The sequence below is a fragment of the Kitasatospora sp. NPDC032121 genome (assembly GCF_055580145.1).
In genome coordinates this window covers 185,407-203,177 of sequence record NZ_JBVILX010000007.1, presented here as the reverse complement: position 1 = coordinate 203,177, position 17,771 = coordinate 185,407, and the positions used below count along the sequence as shown (strand labels likewise).

Sequence of the window (17,771 nt, the reverse complement as noted above, 5' to 3'; positions counted from 1 at the left end):
GTCGGCTCCTCACCGTTCGTCATCGTCGGGGCGGCCGGAGTCGGCGGCTTCGTCGGGGTTGCCGAGGGCGGACTCCTCCGGTCCGTCCAGCGCGGCGGCTTCGAGTTCGCTGAGCACCAGGTCCTCCACCAGGTCGGCCAGGGCGGCCACGGTGCGGGAGACCAGCACGTCGCGGGGGGTGAGCGTGACGCCGAAGGCGTCGTTGGCCCGGGAGGCGATCAGCAGGGCACGCATGGAGTCGCCGCCCAGCTGGAAGAAGTCGTCGGTGGCGCCGACGGCGGTGTGCAGGGTCTCGGCCCAGATCTCCGCCACCGCCTCCTCGGTGGGGGTGCGGGGCGCGACCCGTCCGGCCGGCCCGGTCTCCTCCGGTGCGGGGGCGGGCAGGGCGGCGCGGTCGGTTTTGCCGCTCGCGGTGAGCGGGAAGCGCTCCAGCACGGCGAAGGCCGAGGGCACCATGTGCCCGGGCAGCGAGCGGGCGGCCAGGGCGCGCAGTTCGGCGCCGGTCGGCGGTTCGGTGCCGGGGGCGGCCAGCAGGTGGGCGACCAGCCTGGGCAGCCCGGGCTCGTCCTCCCGGATGCTCACCACGGCGTCCAGCACGGCCGGGTGGCGGGTCAGCACGGCCTCCACCTCGCCGGCCTCGATCCGGTGGCCGCGCAGTTTGAGCTGGTGGTCGGTGCGGCCCAGGTAGTGCAGTTCGCCGTGGCGGTCGCGGCGCACCAGGTCCCCGGTGCGGTACATCCGGGTGCCGGGCGGCCCGTACGGGTCGGCGGTGAAGCGGGCGGCGGTCAGGCCGGGGCGGCCGAGGTAGCCGCGGGCCAGGGCCGGTCCGCTGAGCCACAGTTCGCCGGGGACGCCGTCGGGCACCGGCCGCAGCCGGGCGTCCAGGACGTAGGCACCGGTGGCGGGCAGCGGGCGGCCGATCGGCGGGGCGGCGCCGTCCGCGGTCAGCGGCGCGGACCAGGTGGCGACCACGGTGGCCTCGGTGGGGCCGTAGGAGTTGACCATCCGGTGGTGCGGGGCCCAGCGGGCGACCAGGTCGGCGCCGCAGGCCTCGGCGCCGACGATCAGGGTCTTCAGCGCGGGCAGGGTGCCGGGGGTGTCGGCCGGCAGGGTGGCCAGGGCGGCGGGCGGCAGCAGGGTGTGGGTGATGTCCTCCGCCCGCAGCAGTGCGGCCAGTCGGGCGCCGAGCAGAGGGCCTGGCTCGGGCACCACCAGCCGGGCGCCGTGCGGCAGGGCCAGGCACAGTTCGAGCACCGAGGCGTCGAAGCTGGGGGTGGCGAAGGCCAGTACCCGGTCCCCGGGGGCGATCCGGTAGTGCTCGGCCTCGGCGGCGGCGAAGGCGGCGAGGCCGCGGTGGGTGACCACGACGCCCTTGGGGGTGCCGGTGGAGCCGGAGGTGAAGATGACGTAGGCCGGGTCGTCCGGGTCGAGCGGGCGGGTCCGGTCGGCGTCGGTCGGGCGGTGGTCCGGGGCGCCGTGCGAGGCGGCCAGGAGTTCGGCGACGTCCTTGGCGTCCAGGGTCAGGGCGGGCGCCGCGTCGCGCAGCATCGCCGCGATCCGCTCCTCGGGGTAGTGCGGGTCGACGGGCAGGAAGGCGGCGCCGGTCTTCGCCACGGCCAGTTCGGCGAGCACGGTGTCCGCCGAGCGGGGCAGCAGCAGGGCGACGATCTCCCCGGGGCCGGCGCCGCGCGCGATCAGCCGGTGGGCGAGGCGGTCGGCGTGGGCCTCGGCCTCGGCGTAGGTCAGCTCCCGGCCGGCGGCGCTCAGGGCGACGGCCTGCGGCCACCGGTCCGCGGCGGCCTCGACCAGGGCGGGCAGGGTCGCCGGGGGCACCGGGGCGAGCGCCGGGCGGGCCGGGCCGCGCAGCAGCCGCTCGCGTTCGCCGGGCGGCAGCAGGTCCAGCTCGTCCAGCGGGGTGGTGCCGTCCGAGTCGGCCAGCGCGGACAGGGTGTGCAGCAGCTGGTCGGCGAGGCGCCCCGCGGTCTCCCGGTCGAGGTGGCGGGGGTCGTGGCCGAGTTCCACGGCGAGCCGCTCGCCGGGCGAGACGACCACGGTGAGCGGGTAGTTGGTGGCCTCCCGGGCGTCCAGTTCGCGCACCAGCAGGCCGTACGCGCCGGCCGTGGCGTCGCCGACCGGGTAGTTCTCGAAGACCACCAGGCTGTCGAACAGCTCGGTGCCCGGCGGGACCTGGCTCAGCCCGTGCATCCGCGCCAGCGGCAGGTGGTCGTGGCGGCGGTCCTCGGCCTGCTCCTCCTGGAGGGCGCGCAGCCAGTCGGCGCACGGCTGCCGTCCGTCGACGGCGACCCGGGCCGGCAGGGTGGTGATGAACAGGCCGACGATGCCGTCGGAGCCGGGCAGGTCGGCGGGCCGGCCGGAGACGGTGGTGCCGAAGCAGACCCGCCGTTCGCCGCTCCAGCGCGACAGCAGCAGCGCCCAGGCGCCCTGGACCACGGTGTTGAGGGTCAGCCGGTGGCGGCGGGCGAACTCCTGGAGCCGCTCGGTGGCCGCCTCGTCCAGCCGGTGCGAGAGCCAGTCCCCGGAGCGGGCGGTGTCGCCCTGGGCGGGCCGGCGGTCGTAGGGCAGCGCGGTGGGGGCGGTGAGGTCGGCCAGTACGCCGCGCCAGTGCTCGACGGCGGCGGCGGTGTCGCGGGCGGCGAGCCAGCCGACGTAGTCGGCGAAGGGCCGGCGCTCGGGCAGGGCGGGCCGCTCGCCGCGGGCGAGGGCGGCGTGGGCGGCCAGCACGTCCGCGAGGACGTGGAAGACGCTCCAGCCGTCCAGCAGCACGTGGTGGAACTCCCACACCACCCGGACGGCGTCCGGGCCGAGCCGGATCAGGTCGAGCCGCAGCAGCGGGGCCCGGTCCAGGGCGAGCGGCCGGCCCCGGCGGTCGGCGAGCAACTCCTCCAGCCGGTCGCGCTGTTCGGCCGCGGTCAGGGCGCTCCAGTCGTGTTCGGTGACCGGCAGCGCGGCCTCACGGTGGACCAGCTGGAGCGGTACGGGGACGTCGCGCAGCACCACGGAGGTGCGCAGCACCGGGGTGCGGTCGACGACGTGCTGCCAGGCGGCGGCCAGCAGGCCCACGTCCCGGGCGCCGTCCAGGACGAAGGTGATCTGCTCGACGTACAGGCCGTGTTCGGCCTCGTCCAGGCCGTGCACCACCATGCCGGTCTGGGTGGGGGTGAGCGGCTGGATCTGCGTCACCTCCCGTCCGCTGCCGGCCAGCCGGTCGACGGCGGCCTGGTCGAGGCCGGCCAGCGGGAAGTCGGAGGGGGTGCGGCCGCCGGCGCCGGGTTCGGCGCAGTGGCGGACGATCTCGCGCAGCTCGTCCAGCAGTTCGGCGGCCAGCCTGGCGACCGTCCCCCTGTGGTGCACCGCGCGGGAGTAGGACCAGGTGAAGGAGAGCCGGCCCTCAGCGACCTGCCCGAGCACGTCCAGCAGGTGGGGGCGGCGGGCCGTGCGGTCCATGCCGCCGGTGAGCGGGCCGGCCGGGGCGTGCAGCAGGCCGCCGGGGGTGGCGGTCCGGTCCTGCCGGCCCAGGTAGTTGAAGCCGATCCGCGGCAGGGCCAGGCCCGGCACCGGCCGCAGGTGGCGCAGGGCGCCGTGGCCGAGGCCGCCGCCCGGGACGGCGCGCAGGCTCTCCTTGACGGCCTTCAGGGCGGTGCCGGTGTCGGCACCCGGGGGCACGTCCAGGGCGACGGGGTACATCGTGGTGAACCAGCCGATGGTGCGGGACAGGTCGACGCCGTCGAGGAGGTCCTCGCGGCCGTGGCCCTCCAGGGCGACCAGCACCCGGCTGCGTCCGGTCCAGCGGGCCAGCACCCGGCCGAGGGCGCAGAGCAGGACGTCGTTGACCCGGGTGCGGTAGGCGTCGGGGACGTCCTGGAGCAGCCGGCGGGTGTCCTCGGCGCCCAGGGCGAAGGTCAGCGACTCCTCGGTGTCGGCCGTGTTGGCGCCGTCCCGGTCGGTGGGCGGGGTGTCGTCCACCAGGCCCTGCCAGTACGGGAGTTCCTGGTCGAAGCCGCCGGCCGTGGTGTGCGCGGCGAGCCGCTCGGCCCAGGCCCGGAAGGAGGTGGTCTTGGCGCCGAGGTCGGGCCGCTCGCCCGCGGCCAGGGCGCGGTGGGCGCGTTCCAGGTCCTCCAGCAGGATCCGCCAGGACACCGCGTCGACGACCAGGTGGTGCGCGGCCAGCAGCAGCACCGGGCGGGGGTCGCCGGGGAAGCGGCAGAGCGCGGCCCGCAGCAGCGGTCCTGCGGCCAGGTCGAAGCCGTCGGCCAGGCGCTCGCCGAGCTCCCGCAGGACGGCCTCCCGCTGCTCGCCCCCGGCGGCCTCGTGGACGCGCAGGTCGGGGGCCTGGCCGGGGGCGGTGCCGTGCTGGCGCCACCGGCCGTCGGCGAGCGGTTCGTAGCGCATCCGCAGGGCGTCGTGGTGGTCCAGGACGGCGGCCAGGGCGGCGCGCAGGGTGGGCTCGTCGGTGTCGGGGGCGAGGATGTAGGAGACGGACTGGGTGAGCCGGGCCGGGTCGCCGTCGAGGGTGTCCAGCAGCCAGTGCTGGACGGGGGTGAGCGGGGCGTCGCCGGTGACGGCGCCCTGGTCGGCGGTCGGCTCGGGGCGCGGCGACCGTTCGGCGGCGCGGGCGAGTTCGGCCAGGGTCTGGTGGGCGAACAGGTGGCGGGGGGTCAGCGCGAGGCCGGCCCGGCGGGCCGCCGAGACGATCTGGATGCCGAGGATGGAGTCCCCGCCGAGGGCGAAGTAGTTGTCGTCGGCGTTCACTTCGGGCACGCCGAGCACCTCGCGCCAGATCGCGGCGAGGGCCCGCTCGGTGTCGGTGCCCGGCTGCCGGTCGCTCCCGGCGCCCTGGGCCGCGGGGACTGGGACGGGCAGGGCGCGCCGGTCCAGCTTGCCGGTGGCGCCGAGCGGCAGCCGCTCCAGTGGCACCACCAGGGCGGGCACCAGGTGGTCGGGCAGGGTGCGGCCGAGGAAGTCCCGCCACTGGGCCGGGTCGGGCAGCGCGCCGTCGCGCGGCACCGCGTAGCCGACCAGCCGCTTGTGGCCGTCCTGGTCGACCACCCGGGCGGCCGCGGCCGCCACCCTCGGGTGGCGGGCCAGCGCGGCCTCGACCTCGCCGAGTTCGATCCGGAAGCCGCGCACCTTGACCTGGTCGTCGGCGCGGCCGAGGTAGTCGAGTTCGCCGTCGGCGCTCCAGCGCACCCGGTCGCCGGTGCGGTACATCCGGCTGCCGGGCGGGCCGTACGGGTCGGGCAGGAAGCGCCCGGCGGTCAGCCCGGGGCGGCGCAGGTAGCCGCGCGCCACGCCGGTGCCGGCCAGGTACAGCTCCCCCGGCGCGCCGACGGGCACCGGGCGCAGCCGCTCGTCCAGGACGTAGGCGCGGGCGCCGCCGACGGGCCGGCCGATCGGCGGGTCGCGGTCCGGGTCGGCGGGGTCGCAGGTGTGGGCGGTGGCGTAGACGGTGGCCTCGGTGGGGCCGTAGACGTTGAGCACCCGGCAGCCGGGGACGGCCTCGCGGACCCGGCGCACGGTGCGGGCGGGCAGTCCCTCGCCGGCCAGCACCACGGTGTCAGCGGCGAGGTGGACGGCGCCGTCGGCGAGCAGTCCGCCGAGGGCCGAGGGCACCGCGCTCAGCAGGCCGGCCCGCAGCGGACCGGGCCGTTCGGCCAGGGCCAGCAGGTCGCGCAGCAGTTCCACGCGGCCGCCGGAGAGCAGCGGCGCGAAGATCTCGAACACCGACACGTCGAAGTTGAGCGAGGTGGCGGCGAGCACGTGCTCCAGGCCGTGGCCGGCGAACTCGGCGGCGGCCCAGTCGGTCAGGGCGAGCACCGAGGCGTGGGCGACCACCACGCCCTTGGGGCGGCCGGTGGAGCCGGAGGTGTGGATGACGTACGCGGGGTGCTCCGGGAGCAGGGCGCCGTGCCGCTCCTCCTCGCGCACGGGCTCGGCGGGGGCGGCGGCGAGCCGTTCCCGGCAGGCGGGGTCGTCCAGGACGATCCGGGCGTACGGGCCGTCCGGCAGCCGCTGCCCGGCGTCGGCGCCGGTGACCACGGCGTCGGGCCGGACGTCCTCGAAGAGGTAGGCGATCCGCTCGGCCGGGTAGCCGGGGTCGACGGGCAGGTACGCGGCGCCGCTCTTGAGCACCGCGAGCAGTGCCACGGCCAGCTCGACGGTGCGGGGCAGGGCGAGCGCGACGAAGCGCTCGGGGCCGGCCCCGGCCTCGATCAGCAGCCGGGCCAGCCTGTTGGAGCGTTCGTCCAGCTCCCGGTAGGTCAGCTGTTCGTCGCCGGAGCGGACGGCCGGGGCGTCGGGGGTGCGGGCGGCCTGCCGGGCGAAGGCCTGCGGCACGGTCCGCCGGGGCGCCTCGCGGACCGGGCCGGCGAGGCGTTCCAGCAGGGCGCGCCCCTCGGCCGGGTCCAGCAGCGGCAGGTCGCCGGCCGCCCGGTCGAGGCCGGCGGCCATCCCGGCGAGCAGGGTGCGCAGGCTCGCGCCGAGCCGTTCGACGGTGGCGGTGTCGAAGGCGGCCGGATCGTGGTCCAGGCTGACCTCGATGTCCGCGCCGGGTGCCACCACCACGCTGAGCGGGTAGCTGGTCGGCTCCAGCACGTGCTCGGTCTCCACGCCGAGGCCGTGCCTGGTCAGCGACTCGGCGTCGAAGGGGTAGTTCTCGAAGACCACGATGCTGTCGAACAGGGCGGTGCCGCCGGGCAGTTCGCTCCAGCCCTGGAGCTGGGCCAGCGAGACGGCGTCGTGCCGGCGGCCCTCGGACTGCTGGTCCTGCACCTCCCGCAGCCACTCCAGCAGCGGGCGGGCGGCGTCGATCCGCACCCGGGTCGGCAGGGCGTTGATGAACAGCCCCACCATCGAGGTGACACCGGGGAGTTCGGCGGGCCGGCCGGAGACGATGGTGCCGAAGACCACGTCCTGCCCGCCGCCGTAGCGGGAGAGCAGCAGCGCCCAGGCGCCCTGGAGCACGGTGTTGACGGTCAGCCCGGCCTGCCGGGCGGTGTCGCGCAGCCGGTCGGACAGCTCGGGGCCGAGCGCGACCCGCACCGAGGCCGAGGAGGAGGCGCGGTGGGCGCCGGCCGGGCGGCGGTCCCGGGGCAGTTCGGTGGGGGCGGGGAAGCCGGCCAGGGTGTCGCGCCAGTACCGCTCGACCTGCGCCCGGTCCTGGCCGGCCAGCCAGCGCAGGTAGTCGGCGTAGGGCGCGCGCTCCACCGGGGCGGGGGCGCGGCCGGCGGTGAGGGCGGCGTAGCGCTCGCAGACCTCGTCGAAGACCTGGGCGGCGCTCCAGCCGTCGAGCAGCACGTGGTGGAAGGTCCACACCACCCGCACCCGGGTCGGGGTCAGCCGGATCAGGGTCAGCCGCAGCAGCGGCGCGGCGCCGAGGTCGAGCCCGGCCGCACGGTCCTCGGCGAGCAGCCGGGCGGTGTCCCGCTCGACCTGCTCGGCGGGACGGCCGCTCCAGTCGTGGTGGGTCACCGGGACGGCGGCCCGGTGCCGGACGACCTGGAGCGGTTCGGCGCCGTCCTGCCAGCTGAGCCCGGTGCGCAGGATGGCGTTGGCGTCGGCGGTCTGCTGCCAGGCCTCGGCCAGCGCGTGCGGGTCGGTGACCCCGGACAGCACCAGCTGCACCTGGTTGACGTAGGTGTCGCCGTCCGGGTCGAGCAGGCTGTGGAAGAGCATCCCGGCCTGCATCGGCGTCAGCGGGTAGACGTCGGCGACGGATCGGCCGTCCCCGGCGATCCGGTCCACGGCCGCCTGGTCGAGCCGGGCGAGCGGGAAGTCGGACGGGGTGCGGCCGCCGGCGCCGGGCTCGGCGCAGTGGGCGACGATCTCCTCCAGCGCGCCCAGCATGGCCCGCGCCAGCCCGTCGACGGTGCTCGCGTGGTGCCGGCCGGCGCTGAAGTACCAGCCGATCTCCAGCCGGCCGTCCTCGACCCGGGCGACGACGTCCAGCAGGTGGGGGCGCTCGGTGCCGGGGGCCTCCGTGCCGCCGAGGCCGCCGGGGACGGCGCGCACCAGGGCGGCGCCGTCGGCGGACCAGTCGAAGCGGCCCAGGTAGTTGAAGCTGATGCCGGGGGCGGGCGCGTCGGTGAGCGCCTCGTCCCGGGCGAGGTGGCGCAGCGCGCCGTAGCCGAGGCCGCGGTCGGGCACGGCCCGCAGCTGTTCCTTGACGGCCTTGAGCGCCGTGCCCCAGTCGCCCGCCGGGACGTCCAGGGCGACGGGGAAGAGCGAGGTGAACCAGCCGACCGTACGGGACAGGTCGAGGCCGTCGAACAGGCGGTCCTCGCGGCCGTGGCCCTCCAGGCCGACGGCGACGGTTCGGCGTCCGGTCCAGTCGGCGAGCACCCGGCCGAGCGCGGTGAGCAGCACGTCGTCGATCCGGGTGCGGTAGACGGCGGGGACGTGGCGCAGCAGGGCGTCGGTGCGTTCGCGGTCCAGCCGGACGGTCACCTCGCGCAGGTCGGCGGCGGTGTTGCCGCCCTCGCCGTCCACCGGCAGCGGCTCGGCGCAGGCCCGGGCGGCGGCCGCCCAGTGGGCGCGCTGCCCGGCGAAGCCTCCGGCCGCGGTGTGCCCGGCCAGCCGGCGGGCCCACTCCCGGACGGAGCTGGTGCGGGCGGGCAGCCGCAGCGGGCGGCCCTCGACGGCCTGCCGGTAGGCGGTCTCCAGGTCCTCCAGCAGGACCCGCCAGGAGACGCCGTCGACGGCCAGGTGGTGGACGGCCAGCTGCAGCCGGTCGGGCCGGGTGCGGTCGCCGGTGAGGAGACGCGCGGTGAGTAGCGGGCCGTCGTCCAGCCGGAAGGAGCGGTCCGCGGCCTCGTCCGCGGCGCCCGGCGCGCACACCTCCAGCAGTTCGGGCGCGGCCTCGTCGGCGGGGGCGCAGTGCTGCCGCCAGGTGCCGTCCTCGGCACGCGTGAAGCGGGAGCGCAGCGCGTCGTGGTGCGCCCACAGGGCGGCCAGCGCCCGGCGCAGGGCCTGCGGGTCGACGGCGCCGGGGGCCTCCACCACGACGGACTGGTCGAACTGCCCGGCGTGCGGCGGGTTCGGGTCGAGGAACCAGTGCTGGATCGGCGTCAGGCCGACCTCGCCGCTGACGGGTTCGGTGCCGGCCACGGTGACGGCGCTGCCGGTGGCCGCGGCCAGGGCGGCGACGGTGGGGTGCCGGAAGAGGTCGCGCGGGGAGAGCGCGAGTCCGGCGGCGCGGGCCCGGGAGACGACCTGGATGCTCAGGATGGAGTCGCCGCCGAGCAGGAAGAAGTCGTCGTCCAGCCCGACCCGTTCGACGCCGAGCAGCTCGGACCAGATCGTGGCGAGCAGCCGTTCGCGGTCGGTGCCGGGGGCGCGGTGGGGGCGGTCGCCGCCGGCCGACCAGTCGGGGGCGGGGAGCCTGCGGCGGTCCACCTTGCCGTTGGCGGTGAGCGGGAGTTCGGGCAGGGTGACGAAGGCCGCGGGCAGCATGTAGTCGGGCAGGTCGGCGGCCAGGTGGGCGCGCAGTTCGGCGGCGCCGGGCGGCTCGGCGCCCTCGGCGGGGACCAGGTGGGCGGCGAGGCGCTTGCGTCCGGCGTCCTGGTGCAGCGAGACGACGGCCTCGGCGACGGCCGGGTGGGCGGTGAGCCTGGCCTCGATCTCGGCGGGTTCGATCCGGAAGCCGCGGATCTTGATCTGGTCGTCGGCGCGGCCGACGAAGTGCAGTTCGCCGTCCTCGCTCCACCGGACGGTGTCGCCGGTGCGGTACATCCGGCCGCCGGGCGGGCCGAAGGGGTCGGCGAGGTAGCGGGCGGCGCTCTCGCCGGGGCGGCCCGCGTAGCCGCGGGCGAGGCCGGCCCCGGCGATGTACAGCTCGCCGGTGACGCCCGGGGGCTGCGGCTGGAGCGCGCCGTCCAGGACGTACACCCGGGTGTTGTCCAGCGGGCGGCCGATCGGCAGGACGGCGGGCAGGTCGTCGCCGGCCCGGAAGGCCCGGCGGGTGGCGAAGGTGGTGGTCTCGGTCGGGCCGTAGCCGTCGACCACGGTGAGGCCGGGGCAGGCCGCCAGGACCTTGCGGACGGCGGCGCCGGGCACCGCCTCGCCGCCGGTCCACACCTCGCGGGCGCCGCGCAGGCAGCCCGGGTCCTCCTGGGCGAGCAGCCGGAACAGGCCGGCGGTCAGCCACAGGAAGCGCACGCCCCGCTCGGTGACGGCGTGCCGGACGGCGGCGGCGTCCAGGTCCTGCGGCGGGGCGAGGACGGCGGTGCCGCCGCGCAGCAGCGGCACCCAGAGTTCGTAGGTGGCGGCGTCGAAGGCGTGCGGGGAGTGCACCAGCACCCGGTCGTGGCCGGCGAAGGCGCGGTCCAGGGCGAGTGCGGCGACGTCCCGGCGGCGCACCGCGACGCCCTTGGGGGTGCCGGTGGAGCCCGAGGTGAACATCAGGTACTGGACGTTGTCGGGGTGGACGGCCGCCGGGGCCGGGGCCGGGGCCTGCCGGTCGCCGGGCAGGTCCACCCGCAGCACCCGCTCGGCGGGGCGCAGTTCGGCGGCCGCACCCGCCCGGTGGGCGTCGGTGAGCAGCAGGTCGGCGCCGGCCTCGGCCAGCATCCGGTGCAGCCGCTCGCGCGGTGCCCGGCCGTCCAGCGGCACGTACACCCCGCCGGTGCGGACCAGTGCCAGCTGGGCGACGACCAGGTCGACGGAGCGTTCCATCAGCACCCCGACAGGCTGCTCGACCCGGACCCCGTGCGCGCTCAGCCGTGCGGCCAGCTCGGCGGCCAGGGCGTCGAGTTCGCGGTACGTCAGGTGGCGGTCGCCGGCCTCCACGGCGATCGCGCCGGGGGTGCGGAGCACCTGGGCGGCGAACAGCTCGGCGATGTCGGCGGCGGGCTCCTCGGCGGCGGTGGCGTTCCAGTCGACCAGGACGCGCCGGCGCTCCTGCCCGGTCAGCAGCGGCAGCCGCGCGGGCGGGCGGTGGGCGCCCTCGGGCAGGCCCGCCAGGACGGCGGTGAGCTGCCCGGCGAGGCGGCGCACCGTGGCTTCGTCGAACAGCCGCGGGTCGTAGCAGAGCCGCAGCGACAGTTCCGGGCCCGGGTAGGCCAGCAGGGCGAGCGGGTAGTTGGTGGTCTCGATGCCGTCCAGGTCGCGCAGCCGCAGGCCGTGGGCGTCGGCCGCGTCCTCGTCGACCGGGTAGTTCTCGAAGACCACCAGGCTGTCGAACAGGGCGGTCTGCTCGGGCAGTTCGGTGCAGGACCGGATCCGGACGAGCGGGACGAAGCCGTGCCGCCGGTCCTCGCTCTGCTCGCGCTGGAGGGTCCGCAGCCAGTCGAGCAGGGTGCCGTCGGCGGGCAGCGTGGTGCGGGTCGGCAGGGTGGTGATGAACAGGCCGGTCATCGTCTCGACGCCGGGCAGCTCGGGCGGCCGCCCGGAGGAGGTGGTGCCGTACACCACCTCGGCCCGCCCGGCCTGGCGGCCCAGCAGCACCGCCCAGGCGCCCTGGACGAGCGTGTTGAGGGTCAGCCCGGAGCCGCGCGCGAGGTCCTCCAGGGCCCTGGTCGCGGCGGCGGGCAGGGTGAACGGCACGGCCCGGGTGGACTCCGCGCGGTGGCTGCGCACCGGCTCCTGGTCGTACGGCAGCGGCGTGGCCTCGGCCAGTCCGGCGAGGCGGGTGCGCCAGTGCCGTTCGGCCTCGGCGTGGTCGCGCTCGGCCAGCCAGGCCAGGTAGTCGCGGTAGGGGCGGCGCTCCGGCACGCTGCCGTACGGGACGTCCGCTCCCGGGCCGGCCAGGGCGGCGTGCACCGCGAAGACGTCGGAGAGCACCTGGAACAGGCTCCAGCCGTCCAGCACCAGGTGGTGGAAGGACCAGAGCACCCGCACCCGGCCCTCCGAGAGCCGGATCAGCAGCAGCCGCTGCAGCGGGGCCTTCGCCAGGTCGAGGCCGCGGGCCCGGTCGCGGTCCAGCAGTTCGGCCGTCCGGGTGCGGCGCTCCTCCTCGGGCAGCTCGCGCCAGTCCAGGTGGGTGACCGGCACGGCCACCCGGCGGTGCACCACCAGCAGCGGCTCGGGCACCTCCTGCCAGCGGACGTGGGCGCGCAGCACCGCGGTGCGGTCGGTGACCCACTGCCAGGCCTCGGCGAGGCGCGCCGGGTCGGGCACCCCGTCGAGGACGAAGTCCAGCTGCTGGAAGTAGGCGCCGCTGTCCTCCTCGGCGAGGCTGTGGAAGAGCATGCCGGACTGGGTCGGGGTGAGCGGCAGGACGTCCTCCACCGCGCCCGGGTCGGCGCCGGCGATCCGGTCGACCGCCGCCTGGTCGAGCCGGGCCAGCGGGAAGTCGGACGGGGTGCGCCCTGCGGCGCCGGGGCCGGCCGCGTGGCGGGCGAGGTCGGCCAGCTCCGCGGCGAAGCGCCGGGCCAGTGCCTCGACGGTCCCGCCGCGGTGGACGGCGGCGGAGTGGAACCAGGTGAACTCCAGCGCGTCGCCGTCCAGGCGGCCGACCACCTCCAGCGGGTGGGGGCGTTCGACGGCCGGGTCGGCGTCCAGCTCCAGCGGCCGGAAGGTGCCGCGGAACAGCCCGTCCGGGTCGTCCGGCAGGGCGATGCGGCCCAGGTAGTTGAAGCCGATCCGGGCCGGCGGGATCTCGGGCGCGGTGCCGGGGCGGCCGAGGTGGCGCAGCGCCTCGAAGCCGAGGCCGCGCCGGGGGACGGCGCGCAGCTGCTCCTTGACCTGCTTGAGGACGGTGTCCCAGTCGGCTCCGGCGGGGACGGCCAGGGCGACGGGGTGGCGGGTGGTGAACCAGCCGACCGTGCGGCTGAGGTCGAGGTCGGGGAAGAGCTCCTCGCGTCCGTGGCCCTCGACGTCCACCACGACCCGCTCCAGCCCGCTCTCCCCGCACAACGCCCGGCCGAGCGCGCTCAGCAGCACGTCGTTGGCCTGGGTGCGGTAGGTGTCGGGCAGGGTGCGCAGCAGGGCGGCCGTGTCGGCGGCGCTCAGCCGGACGGTGACGGAGCGTTCGGTGGCGTAGGTGTCCGGGCCGGCGAGCTCCGCCGCGAACGGCTCGGCGCCGTGCGCGGGGACGGCCCGCGCCCAGTAGGCGCTCTCGTCCTCGAAGCCGCCCCCGGCGGCGAAGGCGCTCAGCCGCTCGGCCCACTGCCGCAGCGGGGAGGACTTCGCCGGCAGCGCGGCGGCCCCGTCCCGGCCGTCCCGGCGGGCGCGGTAGGCGGTGTCGAGGTCCTCCAGCAGCACCCGCCAGGAGACCCCGTCCACCACCAGGTGGTGGACTGCCAGGTGCAGGACGGGCGGGCGCCCCTCGGCGCGCTCGTGCAGCACGGCGCGCAGCAGCGGCCCGTCGCCGCCCAGGTCGTACGGGCCGAAGTGCGGGGTGTCCCGGTCCGGGCCGGTGTGCCGGGCCAGGGTGATCCGGGCGGCCGGCTGCCGGATCCGCCACCGGACGGCCCCGGTGTCGTCCGGGGCGGTGAAGGCCGAGCGCAGCGCGTCGTGGTGGGCGACCAGGTCGTTCAGGGCCTCCTCCAGCGCCGCCCGGTCGAGGTCCTCGGGCAGCAGCAGGGAGAGCGCCTGGCCGAAGTGGCCGGCCCGGCCGGCGGCCCGCTCGAACCACCAGCGCTGGATCGGGGTCGGTACGGCGTCGCCGGTGGCGGCGACGGGCGCGGGGGCGGCCGGGGCCTGGGCGTCCTCCGCGGCCAGGGCGAGCGCGGCGACGGTCTGGTGGCGGTAGAGGTCCCGGGAGGTCACCGCCAGTCCGGCCTGCCGGGAGCGGGCCACCACCTGGATGCCGAGGATGGAGTCGCCGCCGAGGTCGAAGAAGTTGTCGTCGGCGCCGACCCGCTCCAGCCGCAGCACCTCGGCCCAGATGCCGGCGAGCGCGCGTTCGGCGGGGGTGCGGGGGGCGACGTGCCGGGTGGCGGAGGCGGCCGGTCCCGGGGCGGGCAGCCGGCCGCGGTCGAGGGTGCCGTCGGGGCCCAGCGGCAGGGCGGTCAGCGGCACCACGACGGCGGGGACCAGGTGGTCGGGCAGGGTCAGGGCGAGGGTGCGACGCACCGCCTCGGGCTCGATCCGGCCGCCGGGGACGGGCACGGCGTAGCCGACCAGCCGCCCGGTGCCCTCGGCGAGGACGGCGGCGGCCTCGGCCACGCCCGGGCAGCGCCGCAGCGCCTCCGCCGCCTCCTCCGGGTCGGTCCGTGACCCCCGGGGCTCGGCCCGGTGCTCGACCCGGCCGAGGTGCTCCAGTTCGCCGTCGGCCGTCCACCGCACCAGTTCCCCGGTGCGGTGCAGCCGCTCCCCCGGCGCGCCGTACGGGTCGGCGACGAACCGCTCACCGCCTTCGCCCGGCTGCTCGGGGAAGTCACCGGAGAGGTACAACTCGCCTGGAACTCCGACCGGTTGGGGGCGCAGGCCGCGGTCGAGGACGTACGCCCCGGTCCACCCGGGAAGGGCGGCCGCCAGGGCGCCCGGGAGTTCCACGGGTGCCTTCCGGGCGTCGAGCAGCGCCCGCTGCTCCTCCTCGGGGATCATCGGCAGTTCGGCGAGGGTGCGCTGCGGCCCGTCCGCCATCCCGGCCAGCAGGTGGTGCAGCCGGTCCGCCAGCGCGGTCACGGTCCGCCGGTCGAACAGGTCGGTGTCGTACTCCACCGTCAGCGTGCAGCCGCCGGCCTCGTCGGGGGTGAACTCCAGCACCAGGTCGAAGCGGGCGGCCGGACGGGGCAGCGGGTGGTCGGTGAAGCGCAGTCCGCCGGTGGGCGCCGGGGTGGTGGGGGTCTGCTGGACGACGACGACCTGGACCAACGGGGTCCGGCTGGGGTCGCGGGGCGGGGCCAGTTCCTCGACCACCCGGTCGAAGGGCACCTCGGCATGGGCGAAGGCGTCCAGCAGGGTGGCGCGCATGCCCTCCACGAAGCGGTCGACGGTGGCCCGTTCGTCCACGTCGCCGCGCAGCACCACGGTGTTGACGAAGAAGCCGGTCACCTCCTCCAGTTCCCGCCGCTCCCGCCCGTTGGTGACGGTGCCGAGGGCCACGTCCCGCTGGCCGGAGTAACGCGAGAGCAGCAGCGCGGACGCCCCGGCGAACACGGTGAACACGGTGGCGCCGCGGCCCGCGGCGAGGTGGCGCAGCCGCTCGACCAGCCCGGCCGGGAGGTGGTGGCGGTGCGCGGCGCCGTGGCCGGCCCGCTGGGCGGGCCGGGGGCGGTCGGTGGGCAGCCGCAGGGTCGGCAGGCCGGCCAGGGTGCGCTTCCAGTAGGCGAGGTCCGGTGCGTGGCCGGTGCGGCGGCGCTGCTCCCAGTGGGCGTAGTCGGGGTACTGGAGGGCGGGGGCGGGCAGGGTGTCCGGTTCGCCGGCGGCCTCCGCCCGGTGGAGCTCGGCCAGTTCGCGGGTGAGGACGCCCACCGACCAGCCGTCGGTGACGATGTGGTGCTGCGCCAGCAGCAGCAGGTGCTCGTCGGCGGCGAGCCGGATCAGCAGCAGCCGGGTGAGCGGGCCTGTGGTCAGGTCGTAGGGCCGGGCCAGTTCCTCGGCGAGCAGGCGTTCGGCCGCCGCGGCGCGCTCCCCGGCGGGCAGGGTGCCGAGGTCCTCGGTGCGCAGCGGCGGTTCGGCCCGGTCGGCGACCCGCTGGACGAGCCGTCCGTCGACGGTGGCGACGGTGGTGCGCAGCGAGTCGTGCCGGGCGGTGAGCCGCCGCAGGGCCCGGCCGAGGGCCGCCCGGTCGAGGGGGCCGTGCAGCCGCAGGGCCACGCCGGTGTTGTTGGCGGTGCCGCCGGGGGTGAGGTCGTCCAGGAACCAGAGCCGGCGCTGGGCGCTGGACAGCGGCAGCGGTTCGCCGCGCGGGGCGGGCGGGACGGGCTCGTTCGGTGCGGCGGTGGCCGGCTGGTCGAGCAGCGGGGCGAGGGCGGCGACGGTGCGGGCGGTGAAGACGTCCCGCAGGGTGAGCCGGGCGCCCAGCCGTTCGGCGATCCGGGTCAGGGTGCGGGCGGCGAGGACGGAGTCGCCGCCGAGGTCGAAGAAGTCGTCCTCGGCGCCCACCGCGTCGAGGCCGAGGACCTCGGCCCAGATGGCGGCCAGGTCCCGCTCCCGCCCGGTGCGCGGGGCGAGCGGTGCGGCGGCGGTGCGCCGGGCGGGCGCGGGCAGCGCCCGCTGGTCGATCTTGAGCTGTGGGGTGAGCGGGAACGCGTCCAGGACGACGACGGCGGCGGGCACCAGGTGGGCGGGCAGCGCGGCGGCCAGGGCAGTACGCAGCTCGGCCGGGTCGGGGGCGTGCCCCGGGTCGGCGGGCGTGGCGTAGCCGACCAGCCGGGTGTGTCCCGGCTCGTCCTCGCGGACGATGACGACGGCCTGGTCGACGGCGGGGTGGGCGCGCAGCGCGGCCTCGATCTCGCCGGGCTCGATCCGGAAGCCGCGGACCTTGACCTGCCGGTCGAGCCGGCCGAGGAACTCCAGTTCCCCGTCGGCGTTCCGGCGGGCCCGGTCGCCGGTGCGGTAGAGCCTGGCGCCGGGCGGGCCGAAGGGGTCGGCGACGAAGCGCGCGGCGGTCAGGCCGGGGCGGCCGAGGTAGCCGCGGGCGACGCCCTCGCCGCCGAGGTACAGCTCTCCGTCGACGCCGGCCGGTCGGGGCCGCATGGCCTCGTCGAGGACGTACACCCGGGCGTGCGGCAGGGCGTCGCCGATGCCGGGGGTGCCGGTGCCGGCGGTGAGCGGTCCGGTCCAGGTGGCGACGATGGTGGCCTCGGTCGGGCCGTAGGAGTTGATCATGCGTCGGCCGGGCGCCCAGCGGTCGACCAGTTCGGCGGGGCAGGCCTCGGCTCCGACGATCAGGGTGCGCAGGTGGTGGCCGGCGCCGGCGGGGACGGTGGCCAGGGCGGCGGGCGGGATCAGGGTGTGGGTGATGCGGTGCTCGTCCAGGACGGCGGCGAGTTCCTCGCCCAGCCAGGGGCCGTCCGGGGGGATCACCAGGGTGGCGCCGGTGAGGACGGAGACGAACAGCTCCAGGACGGAGGCGTCGAAGCTGGGCGAGGAGAACTGGAGCACCCGGTCCCCGGGCCCGACCGCGTAGTTCTCGACGGCGGCGGCGGTGAAGCCGGCGATCCCGCGGTGGGTGACGACCACGCCCTTGGGGGTGCCGGTGGAGCCCGAGGTGTAGATCACGTACGCCGGGTGGTCGGTGCCCGCCACGGCCGGGACGCCCGAGTCGTCCGTCTCCGGCGTGTCGCGGACGGCCGCCGGGTCGCCCGGGTCGCCCGTCTCCAGCGTGTCGCGGACGGCGGCCGGGTCGTCCAGCACGATCACGGGATCGGCGTCGGCGAGCATCAGCGCCCGCCGCTCGGCGGGGTAGGCCGGGTCCACGGGCAGGAAGGCGGCGCCCGCCCGGACGACGGCCAGTTCGGCGGCGACGAGTTCCATGGAGCGCGGCAGGACCAGCGCCACCGTGCGCTCCGGTCCGGCGCCGCGCCGGCGCAGCTCGCGGGCCAGCCGCTCGACGCGTTCCGCGAGGGCCCGGTACGTCCAGGCGCGCCGGCCGTCGGTCACCGCGGGGGCGTGGGGCGTGCGGGCGGCCTGGGCGGCGAACAGCGCGTCGAGGGTCCGGGGTGCGACGGCTCCCGGGGCTTCGACGGTGCCGCCGGCCTGCGGCGGAGCGGGCGGGCGCACGGGCTGGGCAGGCCGGTCGGCCATGGCGGAAGGTCCTTCCGATGGGGGCGACGACGAGGGCACCGGGGCAGGCGGTAGCCGCCCCTCGGGCCCGGGGAACGGTGTGGCGGTGGTACGGGAGTGCGGGGTTACGGCGGCGGCGG

1 protein-coding gene is annotated in these 17,771 nt (G+C 77.3%); it reads right to left on the bottom strand.

What is annotated here, in order from left to right; translation table 11 throughout:
- Positions 1-9: 9 nt before the first annotated feature.
- Complete coding sequence (locus ACZ5OX_RS20330; RefSeq protein ID WP_465631663.1) at positions 10-17,652, bottom strand: non-ribosomal peptide synthase/polyketide synthase; 17,643 nt, start codon at positions 17,650-17,652, stop codon at positions 10-12.
- Positions 17,653-17,771: the final 119 nt, after the last annotated feature.

Bases quoted from the DNA above. Each gene is read 5' to 3' on its own strand.
- ACZ5OX_RS20330 (WP_465631663.1), bottom strand. From the start codon at position 17,652: ATGGCCGACCGGCCTGCCCAGCCCGTGCGCCCGCCCGCTCCGCCGCAG.